Annotated in this window: 15 protein-coding genes and 1 tRNA gene; all 16 read right to left on the bottom strand. The window is 54.5% G+C overall.

The genetic code is table 11. The features are described from left to right. Positions 1-7: 7 nt before the first annotated feature. Positions 8-319 (bottom strand): 30S ribosomal protein S10, encoded by a 312-nt coding sequence (gene rpsJ, locus GXP52_01020; GenBank protein NOY85865.1) that lies wholly within the window; start codon positions 317-319, stop codon positions 8-10. 60 nt (positions 320-379) lie between these two features. Further along, positions 380-1,582: an elongation factor Tu gene (gene tuf / locus GXP52_01015; GenBank protein NOY85864.1), complete on the bottom strand. Its 1,203-nt coding sequence runs from the start codon at positions 1,580-1,582 to the stop codon at positions 380-382. Between the two features lie 36 nt (positions 1,583-1,618). Further along, the gene (fusA, locus tag GXP52_01010; GenBank protein NOY85863.1) at positions 1,619-3,700 is read right to left on the bottom strand and encodes an elongation factor G; all 2,082 of its coding nucleotides are present in this window, start codon (positions 3,698-3,700) and stop codon (positions 1,619-1,621) included. Positions 3,701-3,748: 48 nt separating this feature from the next. Then, on the bottom strand, positions 3,749-4,219 hold the full coding sequence (rpsG, locus tag GXP52_01005) for a 30S ribosomal protein S7 (protein ID NOY85862.1): 471 nt from the start codon (positions 4,217-4,219) through the stop codon (positions 3,749-3,751). Positions 4,220-4,234: 15 nt separating this feature from the next. After that, positions 4,235-4,606 (bottom strand): 30S ribosomal protein S12, encoded by a 372-nt coding sequence (locus GXP52_01000; GenBank protein ID NOY85861.1) that lies wholly within the window; start codon positions 4,604-4,606, stop codon positions 4,235-4,237. 292 nt (positions 4,607-4,898) lie between these two features. Beyond that, positions 4,899-8,993 carry a DNA-directed RNA polymerase subunit beta' gene (rpoC, locus tag GXP52_00995; protein NOY85860.1) on the bottom strand — a complete coding sequence of 1,365 codons (4,095 nt, stop codon included), beginning with the start codon at positions 8,991-8,993 and terminating at the stop codon, positions 4,899-4,901. 37 nt (positions 8,994-9,030) lie between these two features. After that, positions 9,031-13,188: a DNA-directed RNA polymerase subunit beta gene (rpoB, locus tag GXP52_00990; GenBank protein ID NOY85859.1), complete on the bottom strand. Its 4,158-nt coding sequence runs from the start codon at positions 13,186-13,188 to the stop codon at positions 9,031-9,033. Positions 13,189-13,282: 94 nt separating this feature from the next. Next, positions 13,283-13,660 carry a 50S ribosomal protein L7/L12 gene (rplL, locus tag GXP52_00985; GenBank protein NOY85858.1) on the bottom strand — a complete coding sequence of 126 codons (378 nt, stop codon included), beginning with the start codon at positions 13,658-13,660 and terminating at the stop codon, positions 13,283-13,285. Positions 13,661-13,890: 230 nt separating this feature from the next. After that, on the bottom strand, positions 13,891-14,412 hold the full coding sequence (locus GXP52_00980; GenBank protein NOY85857.1) for a 50S ribosomal protein L10: 522 nt from the start codon (positions 14,410-14,412) through the stop codon (positions 13,891-13,893). A gap of 259 nt (positions 14,413-14,671) precedes the next feature. Continuing rightward, positions 14,672-15,373, bottom strand: coding sequence for a 50S ribosomal protein L1 (locus tag GXP52_00975; protein ID NOY85856.1), 702 nt, complete (start codon positions 15,371-15,373; stop codon positions 14,672-14,674). Between the two features lie 244 nt (positions 15,374-15,617). Beyond that, positions 15,618-16,043, bottom strand: a complete 426-nt coding sequence (rplK, locus tag GXP52_00970) for a 50S ribosomal protein L11 (GenBank protein ID NOY85855.1) — start codon at positions 16,041-16,043, stop codon at positions 15,618-15,620. A gap of 131 nt (positions 16,044-16,174) precedes the next feature. Continuing rightward, positions 16,175-16,717: a transcription termination/antitermination protein NusG gene (nusG, locus tag GXP52_00965; GenBank protein NOY85854.1), complete on the bottom strand. Its 543-nt coding sequence runs from the start codon at positions 16,715-16,717 to the stop codon at positions 16,175-16,177. Positions 16,718-16,728: 11 nt separating this feature from the next. After that, positions 16,729-16,914, bottom strand: coding sequence for a preprotein translocase subunit SecE (secE, locus tag GXP52_00960; protein ID NOY85853.1), 186 nt, complete (start codon positions 16,912-16,914; stop codon positions 16,729-16,731). Between the two features lie 58 nt (positions 16,915-16,972). Then, positions 16,973-17,049, bottom strand: a tRNA-Trp gene (locus GXP52_00955). A gap of 26 nt (positions 17,050-17,075) precedes the next feature. Next, on the bottom strand, positions 17,076-17,225 hold the full coding sequence (rpmG, locus tag GXP52_00950) for a 50S ribosomal protein L33 (protein NOY85852.1): 150 nt from the start codon (positions 17,223-17,225) through the stop codon (positions 17,076-17,078). 37 nt (positions 17,226-17,262) lie between these two features. Next, positions 17,263-17,357 (bottom strand): elongation factor Tu (locus GXP52_00945; protein ID NOY85851.1); only part of this gene is annotated, 95 nt, incomplete at its 5' end.

Here is a 17,357-nt window from a genome sequence, read left to right as displayed (position 1 = left end):
CCCCTATCTAGGAAAGTTTAATCTCCACATCCACACCGGCCGAAAGATCGAGTTTCATAAGCGCATCCACAGTCTGGGGAGTGGGTTCCACGATGTCGAGCATGCGTTTGTGGACGCGGATCTCGAACTGCTCTCTTGATTTCTTGTCAATGAAGGGAGAGCGAAGCACCGTGTAAATGCTCCTCATGGTGGGAAGGGGGATGGGCCCACAGACTCTGGCTCCCGTACGCTTGGCGGTCTCGACAATCTCACCAACCGACGCGTCAAGGATCCTGTGATCGTAAGCCTTGAGTTTTATCCGTATTTTCTGCTGCTCCATCACCATTTACTCCCTCTAATTTCCCTCCGGCCGCTGTTTGTGGCCAAAAAGGGGGAAATATCACTCATCAACAATTTCGCTGACCACTCCGGCGCCCACGGTACGGCCGCCCTCGCGAATGGCAAAGCGAAGTTCCTTCTCCATGGCTATGGGGGTAATCAACTCCACATCCACCGAGACGTTGTCTCCGGGCATCACCATCTTCACGCCATCAGGAAGGGTTACGACACCGGTCACGTCCGTCGTGCGGAAGTAGAACTGAGGACGGTATCCATCAAAAAACGGCGTGTGACGGCCACCCTCCTCCTTCGTAAGAACATACACCTCAGCCTTGAACTTCGTGTGCGGCGTGATCGTGCCGGGTATCGCCACAACCTGGCCGCGCTCTACCTCCTCACGCTTCACTCCGCGAAGAAGAAGACCGATGTTGTCGCCGGCCTGACCCTGGTCAAGAAGCTTGCGGAACATCTCCACACCGGTGACAACCGTCTTGCGGGTTGGACGAATCCCCACAATCTCCACCTCAGCGCCTACCTTGATGATCCCACGGTCCACCCGGCCCGTTGCAACCGTGCCTCGGCCCGATATGGAAAAAACATCCTCCACAGGCATCAAAAACGGCTTGTCTATGGGACGCTCAGGCTCAGGAATGTACGCGTCTACCGCGTCCATCAACTGAAAAATCGACCCGCAGTCCTTGCAATCCGAATCTCCACAGCCATGCTCCAACGCCTTTAACGCCGAACCCTGGATCACAGGTATGTCATCACCAGGAAAATCGTACTGCGACAGAAGCTCACGAACCTCCAGCTCCACCAACTCCAGAAGCTCAGGATCGTCAACCATGTCAACCTTGTTCATGTACACAATTATGTAAGGAACCCCAACCTGACGCGCCAGCAATATGTGCTCCCGCGTCTGAGGCATGGGACCGTCGGCTGCCGATACCACCAGAATCGCGCCGTCCATCTGAGCCGCGCCCGTGATCATGTTCTTCACATAGTCGGCGTGCCCGGGACAGTCCACATGAGCGTAGTGACGGTTGGCCGTCTCATACTCCACGTGGGCCGTCGCTATGGTAATACCACGCTCCCGCTCCTCCGGTGCCTTGTCAATCTCGTCAAACGGGACAAACGTCGCAAGCTGACTGTTCGCCAGACACTTCGTTATCGCTGCCGTCAACGTCGTCTTGCCATGATCCACGTGGCCTATCGTACCTACGTTAATGTGCGGCTTCGTCCTCTCATACTTCGCCTTAGCCATCTTCTCCTCCTTGAGCTAACCGTACCGACGGCATCTTTATGCGACCCCGGACTGGGCCATGACTTCCTCGGAGATACTCTGTGGTACCCTTTCGTAATGGGCGTAGTGCATGGTGTAGGTAGCCCTTCCCTGAGTCATGGACCTAAGATCAGTGGCATAGCCGAACATTTCCGCAAGGGGCACCAGACAACTGATAATCTTCGCACCTGCCCTGTCCTCCATACTGGAAATTCTCCCGCGTCTACCACTCAGGTCACCCATGACATCACCCATATACTCCTCGGGCACAACAACCTCCACATCCATTATGGGTTCGAGCAGAACGGCGCCGGCTTTCCTGACCCCTTCCTTAAAGGCAATGGAACCCGCGACTTTAAACGCCATTTCCGATGAATCCACCTCGTGGTAGGACCCGTCGTAAAGAGTCGCCTTGACATCGATCACAGGGTAACCTGCAAGGACGCCCTGTTCCATAGCCTCGATGATTCCCTTCTCCACCGAGGGGATATACTCCCGGGGGACGACACCGCCCACAATCTTGTTCTCGAAGGTAAATCCCTCGTCCGGACCGTTGGGGGCCAGCTCAATCCATACGTGACCATACTGTCCCCGCCCGCCGGACTGCTTGATAAAGCGCCCCTCGGCCTTGACGACGGCGGTAATTGTCTCCCTGTATGCCACCTGTGGCCGGCCCACGCTGGCACCGACGTGAAACTCCCGCATGAGACGGTCCACGATGATCTCCAGGTGAAGTTCGCCCATGCCGGAGATAAGAGTCTGCCCGGTATCGGGATCCGTGTTAACCCGGAATGTAGGATCCTCCTGCGACAACTTGGTCAGGGCCAGTCCCAGCTTCTCCTGGTCGGTCTTCGTCTTCGGTTCGATGGCGATGGAGATTACAGGTTCAGGAAAATCCATCTGCTCCAGGAGCACAGGTCTTTGGGGGTCGCAGAGCGTATCGCCGGTAAATGATTTCGTCAGGCCGACACAGGCGACGATATCCCCGGAATAGACATCCTTGATGTCTTCGCGCTTGTTAGAGTGCATTTTCAGCAGCCGGCCCACGCGTTCCTTGCGGCCGGTGGTTGAGTTCAGAACGTAACTGCCGGCTGCAAGATGGCCGGAGTAGATGCGAACGAAGGTTAGATGCCCTACGAAGGGGTCCGTCATTATCTTGAAGGCAAGGGCTGCAAAAGGCTCGTCGTCGTCAACCTTGATCTCGATGATCTCTCCGGTGTCCGATTCAATTCCCTTTATGGCAGCCACATCCACCGGGGATGGAAGGAAATCCACGATGGCATCTAGAAGAGGCTGAACGCCCTTGTTCTTGAAGGCCGAACCGCACAATACAGGCACGAGGGAAAGTTCCAGGGTTCCCTTGCGAAGGGCGGATTTTATCTGTTCCTCACCTATATCATCCCCCTCGAGATACTTCGCCATCAAGGAGTCGTCGACCTCGGCAAGGGCCTGCAGAAGCTCGTCCCTGGCCTCGGCCACTTCCCCTTCCATCTCCTCGGGGACGGGACTTTCCCTGACTTTAGCGCCGAGCGCAGCTTCATCGAAGTAATAGGCGACATGGCGGACAAGGTCGACAACACCCGTGAACCGGTCCTCCGCCCCGACGGGCAGCTGTACGGGAACGGGGTTGGCGCCAAGACGTTTGCCTATCTGCTCGACAACACGGGTGAAGTCAGCGCCCGTTCGATCCATCTTGTTGACAAAAGCAATGCGGGGCACCATATACTTATCAGCCTGCCGCCAGACGGTCTCTGACTGGGGCTCCACGCCCCCCACGGCACAAAAGACAGCAATGGCGCCGTCCAGGACCCTCAGTGAACGCTCAACCTCAACCGTAAAGTCCACGTGACCCGGGGTGTCGATGACATTGATCCGGGTGTCTTTCCAGAAGGTGGTGGTCGCGGCGGAGGTGATGGTAATTCCCCTCTCCTGTTCCTGCTCCATCCAATCCATAACGGCAGCGCCATCGTGGACCTCCCCCATTTTGTGGGATACCCCCGTATAGAAAAGGATCCTCTCCGTGGTCGTCGTCTTACCGGCATCGATATGTGCCATAATGCCGATATTGCGATGCTTGTTTAACTGATATTGCCTGGGCAAAGCCTGATCCTCATCTACCGCCGGGTTATTTAATCCGGCTGGGCCTGATTACCACCGGTAATGCGCAAAGGCCTTGTTGGCCTCAGCCATTCGGTGTACATCCTCTTTTTTCTTGATCGATATACCCCGCTTGTTTGCAGCGTCGACCAGTTCATTGGCAAGCCGTTCCTTCATGGTCCTCTCAGAACGGCCTCGCGCGCTGGCTATGATCCACCTGATGGCCAGAGCCTGTTTGCGGTCGTAACGGACCTCAACGGGGACCTGATAGGTAGCTCCTCCCACCCGCCTGGATTTGACCTCCAGGACCGGCTTGGTGTTATCCATGGCCTTTTTGAAAACCGAAAGGGGATCCTCATCCACCTTGCCGGAGATAATGTCCATGGCATCGTAGAAAATAGCTTCGGCAACACTTTTTTTACCACCGAGCATAACGCTGTTGATAAACCTGGTGACCGTTTTATCGTGGAACTTGGGGTCCGAAAGAATTTCCCGCTTTTTTGCGACCCTTCTTCGAGCCATCTGCTACCTCCGAGCTTACTTGGGCCGTTTGGCGCCGTACTTTGAACGGCTCATTCGCCTGTCAGCGACACCTGCCGTATCCAGAGTTCCCCTGATGACATGATATCTTACACCGGGAAGATCCTTGACCCTCCCGCCGCGGATCAGAATTACCGAGTGTTCCTGAAGATTGTGCCCTACACCGGGGATATACGAGGTTACTTCCAGACCGTTAGTCAAGCGTACCCTGGCCACCTTGCGAAGAGCGGAGTTGGGCTTCTTGGGTGTAGTAGTATATACACGCGTACACACTCCCCGCTTTTGAGGACACTGCTGCATTGCCGGGCTTTTAGACTTTTTGGTGATTCTTTTCCGGCTTTTTCTGACCAACTGGTTCAGTGTCGGCATCCCTTAACCTCTCAATCGTTAAAACGCATATTTTAAGCAGCCCTGCCCTTAAGGGCGCAGTGACCCTTCACCGGCCGGGTACCTGAATCGAAAGGCCCTGCCAATTCACTGACCTGACCAGCCGAAAGGGGTAACCCCCCGCCGGACCTGAATTTTAACCGCTTTACCCGGAGCCGCCCATAGTTGTAAACGGCTTTGGGAAAACTCGGTGAAGCTACCAGCATGCCCCAGATTTGTCAAGGGCAAATCAACGCACAAAACCGTGTCGAATCCGGGTTGCGGCGGAGTCAGTCTACTGGCTCGATCCGCCGTCAGGCAGCCCCGCCGGTTTGACGCCGGCATCGAGATACCGCCTCAGCCCGGTGCCCGCAGGGATGAGCCGTCCAACGATGACGTTCTCCTTCAGACCACGGAGGATGTCCACCTTTCCGGAGATACTTGCCTCCGTAAGAACCCTGGTGGTCTCCTGGAACGAAGCCGCCGAGATAAAACTCTCGGTGTTGAGGGCCGCTTTTGTAATACCCTGGAGAATAGGACTCCCGGTGGCCGGCCGACCGCCCTCCCTTATTTTCTGCTCGTTCTGTTCGGCGAAAACGTGTCGTTCAACCTGCTCGCCCACCAGAAACCGGGTGTCTCCGATATCCTCGATACGGACCTTTTTCAGCATCTGGCGAATGATGACTTCAATATGCTTGTCATTGATCTTGACCCCCTGCAGGAGGTACACCTCCTGGACCTCGTTGACCAGATATTTTTGAAGCTCTTTTTCACCCAGAACGTGAAGGATATCGTGGGGATTGGGGGAGCCATCCATGAGCGGTTCACCCGCCCGGACCCTGTCGCCCTCGTGGACACTGATATGCTTGCCCCTGGGGATAAGATATTCGCGTGGTTCACCCACGTCCGGTCTGACCTCGATCCTTCTCTTGCCCTTGACATCCCGGCCATAGTGAACGATACCGTCGATCTCGCTTATGGTTGCCTGTTCCTTGGGCACCCTTGCCTCGAACAGCTCTGCCACCCTCGGCAGACCTCCAGTGATATCCTTGGTCTTGGTCGTCTCGATAGGTATTTTTGCCAGGGTATCGCCGGGGTGGACAGTATCACCTTCGTTGACGATGATGATGGCCGAGGAGGGCATGAAATAGCGTGCTGTGGATTTGCTGCCGGGGACCTTGAGGGTTCTGCCGTCCTCGCCCTTCAGGGAAATCCTGGGTCTTAGGTCCGTGCCATGGTACTCAGTGATCATTCTGCTGGCGATCCCAGTCACCTCGTCCACCTGTTCCTTCATGGTTCGGCCTTCGATAATATCACCGAACTTGACCTTCCCCCCGACCTCGGTCAGAATCGGTGTGCTGAAGGGATCCCATTCCGCAATGAGCTGACCTTCCTTCACCTTGGCTGAATTCTCAACCTTCAGGCGTGCTCCAAAAATCAATGGGTAACGTTTTTTCTCACGCCCGTTTTTATCGATAACGGCAATCTCCCCATTGCGGTTCATAACCACGAGATCGCCATCCCTGTTTTCCAGCGTAGTGATGTTGATATAACGGATGGTTCCGGGGATCTTCGCTTCCAAAGAGGTCTGTTCAACACGCCGGCTGGCCGTACCGCCGATGTGAAACGTTCTCATTGTCAACTGGGTTCCGGGCTCGCCGATGGACTGGGCGGCGATAATACCGACTGCCTCTCCCATCGCGACCTGTCGTCCCCGTGCAAGGTCTCTCCCGTAACATTTGGCACAGATACCCTGTTTCATCCTACAGGTAAGGGCCGAACGGATTGCGATCCCTTCATACCCCAGGCCCCTTTTCTCGATCTCTTCCACGGCTTTCTCGTCGATCTCCTCGGAAGCCTTTACAATAATCTCCCCGGTCTCGGGATCTTTGATGTCATCCAGAGCCACCCGGCCCAGGATCCGCTCTTCCAGCGGCTCGATAACCTCGCCGCTTTCCACCAGAGAGGTCACGCGAATACCATCCAGAGTGCCGCAGTTATCGGCGGTGACAATGCAGTCCTGTGCCACATCGATAAGGCGACGGGTCAGGTATCCTGAGTTGGCTGTCTTAAGGGCGGTATCCGCCAGTCCCTTTCTGGCGCCGTGGGTGGAGATGAAGTACTCGAGGACCTTCAAGCCCTCTCGGAAATTGGCCCTTATTGGAGTCTCGATGATCTCCCCTGAAGGTTTTGCCATCAAACCACGCATTCCGGCCAACTGTCTGATCTGCTGAGCCGACCCTCGTGCTCCCGAGTCGGCCATCATATAGATGGAGTTAAAGGTGCCTTCACCCTCGGCGCCCTCCGTCTCCAGGTCCTCCATAACCTCAGAAGCAATGACCTCGGTGACGTCGGCCCAGATGTCTACGACCTTGTTGTAGCGCTCACCGTCGGTAATCAGCCCCTCGATGTACTGGTTCTGGACCTCCGCAACCTTTTTTTCCGCCAAGTCGAGGAGCTCGGCCTTTCGGCGCGGTATCTGCATATCATCGACGCAGATGGAAAGCCCGGATTGATTGGCATAGGAAAAACCAAGGGACTTCAGGTCGTCAAGGAGACGGATAGTCCTCTCGCTTCCCGCCATCCTGAAGGAGGACATGATGATCCCCCCCAGCTCTTTTTTCCTCAACAGCCGATTAATAGATTCAAATGGAACCTCTTCCGGCAAAACTTCCTTCAGCAAAACCCTGCCCACGGTGGTATCCACCATCTTCCCGTCAGCCCTGACCTTTATGATAGCCTGGAGGTCAACTGCATCCCTGTCGTAAGCCATTCGAACAGCGCTGAAACTGGGAAAGATCAGCCCCTCCCCCTTTGACTTCGGCCGTTCTTTGGTCATCCAGTAAATCCCTAAAACGATATCCTGGGTCGGGATGACAATGGGCCTCCCGTTGGCCGGCGAGAGAACATTGTTGGTAGCGAGCATCAAGGTCCGGGCTTCCATCTGGGCTTCCAGCCCCAGCGGCAGGTGGACTGCCATCTGGTCCCCGTCGAAGTCGGCGTTGAAAGCGGCACATACGAGTGGGTGAAGCTGGATTGCTTTCCCCTCGATGAGAACAGGTTCAAACGCCTGAATTCCCAGCCGGTGAAGGGTGGGAGCACGGTTCAGCATGACAGGATGGTCCTTGATAACCTCATCCAGCACGTCCCAAACCTCCGGTCGCTCCTTCTCCACCATCTTTTTCGCACTTTTTATGGTTGTTACATGGCCATACTCATCAAGTTTATGATAAATGAACGGTTTGAAGAGTTCGAGCGCCATTTTTTTCGGGATTCCACACTGGTTAAGGCGGAGGTCGGGGCCTATAACAATAACGCTTCGCCCCGAGTAATCGACACGTTTTCCAAGCAGGTTCTGTCGAAAACGGCCTTGCTTGCCCTTGAGCATGTCACTCAACGATTTTAACGGCCTCTTGTTGGACCCAACAATGGGCCGTCCCCTTCTGCCGTTGTCGAACAGGGCGTCAACCGCCTCCTGAAGCATCCTTTTTTCGTTTCTGACAATAATCTCCGGAGCCCTGAGCTCCATGAGCCTCTTGAGCCTGTTATTCCTGTTGATTACGCGCCGATACAGATCATTGAGGTCCGAGGTGGCGAATCGCCCACCATCCAACGGGACAAGGGGTCTTAACTCGGGGGGAAGTACAGGTAGAACGTCAAGGATCATCCATACAGGCTGGTTGGCGGATCCCCTGAACGACTCAACCGTGTGAAGACGTTTGACAATCTTCTTTCGCTTCGCCTCCGAATTGGTCTCCAGCATTTCCTCACGGAGTTCTACAGCCAGGAGATCCAGATCAATCCGTGAAAGGAGTTCCTTTACCGCTTCGGCCCCCATTCCCACAACGAATGTGTTCCCGAACTGTTCCTTAAGCTCACGGTATCGGTCCTCTGAAACCAGTTCCCGCTCCTTTAAGCCCGTCTCCTCACCTCCGGGATCGAGAACTATATATTCCTCAAAATACAGGACCCTTTCCAACTCACGCAAGGACATGTCCAGCATGAGACCTATACGGCTCGGGATCCCCTTCATCATCCAGATGTGTGCAACGGGGGAGGCCAGTTCAATATGGCCAAGCCGCTCCCGCCTGACTTTGGACTGAATTACCTCCACGCCGCACTTCTCACAGACGATCCCCCGGTGCTTCATCCTCTTGTACTTGCCGCAGTTGCACTCGTAGTCCTTGGTGGGCCCGAAGATCTTGGCACAGAAAAGACCATCCCTCTCGGGTTTGAAGGTCCTGTAGTTGATGGTCTCCGGTTTCTTCACCTCACCGTAGGACCAGGCGCGGATCTTTTCGGGAGAAGCCAGCTTAAGCCGAATGGAATTGAAATTGGCGGGATACTTCGGTCGGTCGAAGTATTCACTGTAAAAATCGCTTAAAGACATTCATCAACCTCCTGAAAGGAAGGAAAGAATTTATAGGTTAAACGTCCACGTCCTCAACCTCCAGCAGCTCCACATCCAGGCAGAAGCTCTGGAGTTCCTTAACAAGCACATTGAACGACTCGGGGAGGCCGGCATCCACGGTGTTGGTACCTTTGACGATGGCCTCGTACATCTTGGTCCTGCCTGCCACATCGTCGGACTTTACGGTGAGCATCTCCTGCAGGGTATGAGCGGCTCCGTATCCTTCGAGAGCCCAGACCTCCATCTCACCAAACCTCTGCCCGCCAAACTGGGCCTTTCCGCCCAGAGGCTGCTGTGTGACAAGCGAATACGGACCGATTGACCTGGCGTGGATCTTGTCATCAACCAGATGATGGAGCTTCAACATATAGATGATGCCCACCGTGACCTTTCGCTGAAAGGGAAGACCGGTCCTGCCGTCGTAAAGCCCGGCCTGGCCTCTGATCGGTAGCCCCCCCTTCGTAAGAAGGGCGCGGATATCACCCTCATCGGCCCCGTCGAAAACCGGAGAAGCCAGAAGTATCCCTTTTTTCATCTTCCGAATGACATCTCGAAGCTCGTCATCGTCCAACCCATCAATAAGGTTGAAGGCCCTTCCAGTGGACTCTGTGACAATTTCACTGGTATATATGGATTTTAAATATTGGCGAAGGGCGTTGGTCGCGGCTCCGGAATCGAGGAGTTTGTTGACCTGCTCACCAACCCCCTTTGCCGCCCAACCCAGCATTGTTTCCAGGATCTGTCCAACATTCATGCGGCTCGGAACCCCCAGAGGATTCAGGACCATTTCCACCGTCGTACCGTCCTCCATGTACGGCATATCCTCCACCGGAACGATTTTGGAAAGCACACCTTTGTTCCCGTGTCTACCGGCCATTTTATCCCCAACAGAAAGGTGCCGTTTGATTGCCAGATAGACCTTGACCATCTTGATTACACCGGGAGGCAATTCATCGCCCTTCCGCAGCTTTTCAATCTTCCCATCAAACAGGGAACGGATCATTTCCTCCTGGTTTTCAGCTCTTTGTCGGAGCGCAAGGAGCCTCTCCATGGCCTTGGAGTCCGACAGGGGGATATCGAACCACTTGACCCTCGGCAGCTCGTCAAGGAGCTTTCCAGTAGCCTTGCCGTCCTTTTTCCCAAGGACGGTCCCATCAGGCCCGGTCACCGCCGCGGCCAGTTTACGGTTGATGATAGTGGCCCGTACCTTTTCATACATGCTGTTGCGAACGAGCCTGATCTCATCGTCACGGTCCTTGATGTACCTGCCCACCTGATCGTCCTCGATTTCCTGGGCCCGGGCATCCTTATCCATTCCCCTTCTCGAGAAGACCTTTACATCAATGACAACACCCTCGACACCCGGAGGAACACGGAGAGATGTATCGCGGACATCGCCGGCCTTCTCTCCGAAAATCGCCCTGAGGAGCTTCTCCTCGGGTGTCAGCTGGGTCTCACCCTTGGGAGTCACCTTCCCCACGAGGATATCGCCCGAAGCAACCTCCGCGCCGATCCGTACGATGCCGGACCCGTCAAGATCCTTGAGGGCTTCCTCTCCTACGTTAGGAATATCCCGGGTTATTTCCTCTTTACCCAGCTTGGTGTCGCGGGCCATCACCTCGAATTCCTCGATGTGGATGGATGTGAATACATCTTCCTGAACAAGCTTTTCACTCACAAGGATAGAGTCTTCGAAATTGTAGCCACCCCAGGGCATGAAGGCGACCAGAATATTCTGCCCCAGGGCAAGATCACCGCCGTCCGTTCCAGGACCGTCCGCAATGACATCTCCCGACAGGACGTTTTGACCGGGCTCAACGATGGGGACCTGATTTATGCAGGTGTTCTGATTGGACCTCTTGAATTTGATCAGATGGTAAATATCCACGTTGGATGAGCCTTCAACGCCTTCCTTCTCTTCCTCGGACTCATCCACCTGAATCACAATGCGGTTTGCCTCGACACTCTCGACCTTGCCGCCCCTCTTTGCCACCACGACAGCGCCGGAATCCCTGGCGGCAATGGACTCCATCCCGGTTCCGACGAGCGGCGCGCTGGTCCGCAGGAGCGGCACGGCTTGTCTCTGCATGTTGGATCCCATCAGGGCGCGGTTGGCATCGTCGTTCTCGAGGAACGGGATGAGAGAAGCGGCGACCGATACAAGCTGTTTGGGTGATACGTCCATCAGATCGACATTATCCCGGCCGATCATGGTCGGCTCGCCGCTCTTGCGGGCGGACACCAACTCGCCGGCGAATCGACCCTCCTCATCCAGGACCGCGTTCGCCTGGGCGATTACGTACCTGTCCTCATCAAGGGCTGAAAGATAAACGATCTCCTTGGTGACCACCCCGTCCCTGATAATCCTGTAGGGAGTTTCTATGAACCCGAATTCGTTGATCTGGGCATACGTGCTAAGGCTCGAAATCAACCCGATATTGGGTCCTTCCGGTGTCTCGATGGGACAGATGCGACCGTAGTGGGTAGGGTGAACGTCACGAACCTCAAACCCGGCTCGTTCCCTCGTCAAACCACCTGGGCCCAGTGCCGAAAGCCGTCTCTTGTGGGTTATCTCCGACAAGGGGTTGGTCTGATCCATAAACTGGGAGAGCTGGCTGCTGCCGAAAAACTCCTTGACCACGGCGGAGACAGGCTTTGCATTGATGAGGTCATGGGGCATGACGGTTTCCATCTCCTGGATGCTCATTCTCTCCTTGATAGCCCTCTCCATGCGAACCAAACCTATCCTGAACTGGTTTTCCAAAAGTTCGCCGACACTCCTGACCCGGCGGTTCCCCAGGTGATCGATGTCATCCATCTGGGCATCCTTGGCACCACTTCTCAGCCTGATGAGGTACTGCATGATGGCGACGATGTCCTCGCTCATCAGGGTCCTCATCCCCAGCGGTGTATCCAGACCCAGTTTCTTGTTGAGCTTCAATCTTCCCACCCTGGAGAGATCGTATCGCTCATCGGAGAAGAAAAGGCGGTCGAAGTGGGTTTTTGCAGTCTCAAGAGTAGGTGGATCACCAGGCCTGAGTTTCCGATAGATCTCCAGCAACGCCTCGTTGCTGTCGGCGGCTTTATCGGCCGCCAGAGTTGCCCTGACGGACGCTTCATACCTGAGGTTGTCGATAAATATCGTCTCAATTTCCTCGACGCCGGCCTCTATGATCCGATCATAAACCTCCTGGGTGATCTCCTCGTTGCATTCGCCTATAATTTCCCCGGTGGCCGTGTCCACCACGGGGGATGCCAGATATTTCCCTACCACATCCTCCTCGGGGTCGACTTCATATTCAACGAGACCCGCCGCCTCGATCTTCTTTATGGTGGAGGCAAAAACTTTTCGCCCCCCCCTGACGAGGACATCGCCGCTGATCGGGTCCATGATCTCCCTGGACGCCTTCTGAAATTCCAGGGTCTCCTTCTGGTAGATCTTGAACGCTTTACCGTCCCTGAGGACAACCCGGTCGACAAGGTAGAACTGGCGGAGGATCTCCTCCGGACGAAATCCCAACGCCTTAAGAAGAATAGTGGCAGGGATCTTGCGCCGCCGGTCGATACGGACATTAACAAGTCCCTTTGCATCGTATTCGAAATCCAGCCACGATCCCCTGTAGGGAATAACCCTGGCGGAATATAGCGGCCTTCCGGCGAACATGCTTTTGCTCTTATCCAGTTCGTAAAACACCCCGGGCGACCTGTGAAGCTGGCTTACGATGACCCGCTCGGTTCCGTTGATGATGAAAGTGCCGTTTTGGGTCATGAGGGGAATCTCCCCCAGGTAAACCTCCTGCTCCTTGACCTCCCGGACCTTTTTTGTTTTGGTCTCCTCATCCACGTCAAGGTGGATAAGCCTGATCGTCACATTCAGGGGGGCGGCAAAAGTCATCCCTCGGTCCTGACACTCCTGGACATCGAATTTCGGTTCCCTGATGTCGTACTCGACGAAATCGAGGAGAGTCGTCCTGGAGTAATCCTCTATGGGGAATATCCCCTTGAACACAGCCTGAAGGCCGACTTCCTCCCGTTCAGTAGGTGGTACATTCATCTGGAGGAACTTCTCGTAGGATTCCTTCTGAACCTCAATCAGGTTGGGCATACTTATGATCGAGGGCAATCGTGAATAGTCTCTTCTCAGAGAAAACCTGGTCTGCGCGGCTTTTGCCATCACTTCACCTCATTGTAAAAGGCGTGTCAAACAAAGGGTTTAATGGAGGAACACCACACAGGGGGTGCTCCTCCGGAAATTCTCGTGGGTGGGGCTACTTTACCTCCACCTTGGCGCCGACTTCCTCGAGCTGTTTCCTGGCGTCTTCGGCCTCATCCTTGGAGACACCTTCCTTGACGGGCCCGGGGGCACCGTCAACCACGTCCTTGGCCTCCTTGAGTCCAAGCCCGGTGAGTGCCCTGACTACCTTGATAACCTTGATCTTCTCAGCTCCGATATCGGAGAGTATGACGTCAAATTCGGTTTTCTCCTCGGCCTCGGCGACGGCACCCGGGGCCGCGGCGGCTACCGCGACCGGGGCGGCTGCGCTCACGCCGAATTTTTCCTCCAATTCCTTGACGAATTCCGCCATTTCGAGAACGGTCATATTCTCAATAAATTTAACCACATCATCTTTTGTAACGTCAGCCATTTTACCTTTCCTCCCAAATACTATTGTGATTTTATATTAATCATTGATAGGGTCGTAAAAAGTCCATTCATGACTTTTTACTCCACGGAAAGCGAAAAATTTCATTTTCACTTTCTTTACAAATCAATGACTTGCAACGCAAGTTATTGATTTGGGCGCCCTTCAGTGGGCACGTTGATGACTTTTTGCGAAGTCATCAATTATTTAAGCCCTATCCCGGATATTCGCGATCAGGCGGCTTCCTTCCGGGTTCGAATAGCATCCATCACCCTGACAAAGCTGCCGGAAATCTCCGACAGGAGCCGAACAAAGCTTCCGGCAGGCGCCTGGAAAGTGGCCAGTGTTGTCGCCAACAATGTATCCCTGTCGGGAAGAGCAGCCAGTGTCTTGATCTCATTCAGGCTGATAACCTTTCCGGCGAGAATCCCCACCTTTAGTTCGAGGTTCTCGTGGTCCTCCATGAATTTAACGAGCGCCTCGGCAGGCCCCACCGGGTCGCCCGCGGTGAAAAGGATGCCCACCGGACCCACGAAATGTTCTTTGACTGATTCCAAAGGGGTTCCCTCGGCAGCACGAATGGACAGGGTATTTTTCACGACACGGAACCTGCCCTGAACCTCACGAAGCCGGGTGCGAAATTCTGATAAATCAGCAACCGTCAGACCGCGGTAATCCGCAAGGACGGCCATCTCCATTTCGCTGAAAAGGCTGTGCAGTTCCTCAACTTGTTTGTCTCGATCGGTACGAGCCAACTTCAACCTCCTTTCTTCTCATGGTCAGTTGACGTGAGTTTATCCACGCCGGTCCGGCAAAGACGTGATGAGACTTGAAGTGGCCCTCAGCTATCCAGGTAATCTTCATGGAATGCCTTGGATCCGCACCGTGCCTCGGCTGGGCGCCCGTGGGGCGTTTAATCGGCCATAGCCCTGAGTTTGTCATCTCATCGGACGAAGGCTGACCCTGCTGTCATTGAACATCCGGTGTGGCAATATTGATATCTGGTTCTGCCCCCTAACGAAGGGCGTTAACGGCCCAGACGGGATCGATCTTGACCCCTGGCCCCATCGTGGATGTCAGGGCAATACTCTTGAAATATCGGCCTTTACTGGCAGCCGGCTTCAGTTTCAGCAAGGTCCCCAGAAAGGCTTCAAGATTCTCCAGTAGCTGCTCGTTGGTGAAGCTCGCCTTGCCGATGGGAGAATGGACGATCCCGTTTTTCTCGGTTTTAAATTCAGTCTTTCCGGCCTTGATTTCCTCGATTGCCTTGACGAGGTCGAATGTCACCGTCCCAAGTTTCGGGTTGGGCATAAGCCCTCGCGGTCCCAGGGTTCTACCCAGTTTTCCCACGATCCCCATTAGGTCGGGTGTGGCGACGACCCGGTCGAATTCGAGCCAGCCGCCCTGTATTTTTTCGGCAAGATCATTGGAACCGACGTAATCAGCACCGGCGTCTCTTGCTTCCTTCTCCTTCTCACCCTTGGCAAAGACAATGACCCGCACTGTCTTTCCCAATCCCTGGGGAAGCACCGTCGCGCCCCTTACCATCTGATCGCTGCGCCGGGGATCCACCCCAAGCCGGACAGCACACTCTATGGTCTCATCGAACCTGGCTCCGGCGGTCTCCTTCACAAGGGAAACGGCGGTCTCAAAATCCACGGTCCTGTTCCTGTCGATCTTTTCGGCGGCCTGCAGATATCTCTTTCCAGCTTTCATCTCTCGATCATCTCCTGACAGTGTCGTAAAAAGTCCATGCGTGGCTTTTTACTCTACGGAAAGCGAAAAGTGTCATTTTCACTTTCCTCACAAATCTAAGGACTTGCAACGCAAGTCATTGATTTGGGCGCCCTTCAGTGGGCGCATTGATGACTTTTTGCGAAGTCATCATCTCCCAAAATCAGTAAATAGACCTCGGTGACCAGGTCTCAGGGAGCAGGCCCCGGTACCCGGCGCCTGGTTTTTAATCTTCAACCACGATCCCCATACTTCGGGCGGTACCCTCGACCATCCTGGCGGCATTCTCGAGGTCGTAGGCGTTCAGGTCCTCAAGCTTGGTTCTGGCGATCTCCTCGACCTGGGCCTTTGTCACCTTCCCCACCTTGACCCGGTTTGGTTCCCCGGAGCCCTTTTCAAGGCCCGCCGCCTTCTTGAGAAGAACGGCCGCAGGGGGGGTTTTTGTAATGAAGCTGAAGGACCGATCAGCGTAAACCGTTATCACCACGGGAATAATCATACCGCCCTGGTCCTGGGTTTTGGAATTAAAGGCCTTGCAGAACTCCATAATATTAACCCCATGCTGGCCCAGCGCCGGGCCGACAGGAGGTGACGGATTGGCCTGTCCGGCCGGTATCTGAAGTTTAATGAACCCAATGACTTTCTTGGCCATTTGCCGTTTCCTTCCTACAGGTTGACAGGGTCGTAAAAAGGCCATCCATGACTTTTTGCGAAGTCATCAAAGGTTGAATTTATCCGACTTCCATGGACCGGCGGCGGACCCGATGCACCAACCGGTGGATGTCAGTTCTTCTCTACCTGGAGAAACTCCAGTTCAACGGAAGTCGCCCTGCCGAAGATAGTGACGAGCACCTTGAGTTTCCCTTTTTCCTCATTGACTTCCTTGACGATGCCGTTGAAATTTGTGAACGGGCCGTCTACGACCCGCACGCTTTCACCGGCTGAAAAGATCACCTTGGGGGTAGGCCGCTCGGCGCCCTCCACAATCTGTTTCTGAATCTTGATGACCTCGTCACCTGAAAGAGGGGCCGGATTGGAACCTCCCACGAAACCGGTGACCTTGGGAAGGCTGTTGACGAGATGCCACGTTTCGTCGGTAAGCTCCATCTCTACGATTATGTAACCGGGAAAGAACTTCCGGGTGGAGATCTTTTTCTTCCCTTTCTTGAGTTCAACAACCTCCTCGGAGGGGATCATGATGTGTCCGAGCCAATCATCCCTTTCATGTTCATGAAACTTCCGGGCGAGGGCCTCCTTTACCTGGTTCTCATAGCCGGTATGTGTATGAACGACGTACCAGTCCATTTTGGATTCTTCCACTAGCATCTCCTGATTTCCTACCCGAGGATATACCTTATCAAATGGCTGAGTAGAATATCGACGAAACCAAGGTAAAATGCGGAAATCATAACCACGACCAGGACAACACCTGTGGACGACACGGTGTCCTGTCTCGAGGGCCAAGTGACCTTCTTAAGTTCGACTTTAACCTCACCGAGAAACGTCTTTACCTTCTTCCACATGGGAGTCAACCTCGTTTTCTAAAAAACACAACAACACCCCTGTCGCGGGGAGGAAAGCTGGCAGGCCAGGAGGGATTCGAACCCCCAACACCCGGTTTTGGAGACCGGTGCTCTAACCGTTAGAGCTACTGGCCTATCCCGTTGCCCGTAACACTGACGGGTTACTTCGTCTCCTTATGGACCCTGTGTCCCTGACAGAAACGGCAGTATTTCTTAAGCTCCACCCGCCCGGTGGTATTTCTCTTGTTTTTGGTTGTCGTATAGTTGCGATTTTTGCATTCCATGCACTCAAGCGTTACGATCACACGCATATCAGTGAACCTTTGTCCTTAAGTAATTACTGCGGGTTTATTCAACAATTTCGCTGACCACTCCGGCGCCCACGGTACGGCCGCCCTCGCGAATGGCAAAGCGAAGTTCCTTCTCCATGGCTATGGGGGTAA

Source organism: Deltaproteobacteria bacterium, assembly GCA_013151915.1.
Lineage (GTDB): Bacteria > BMS3Abin14 > BMS3Abin14 > BMS3Abin14 > BMS3Abin14 > BMS3ABIN14.
This window is presented reverse-complemented; position numbering and strand designations above follow the sequence as displayed.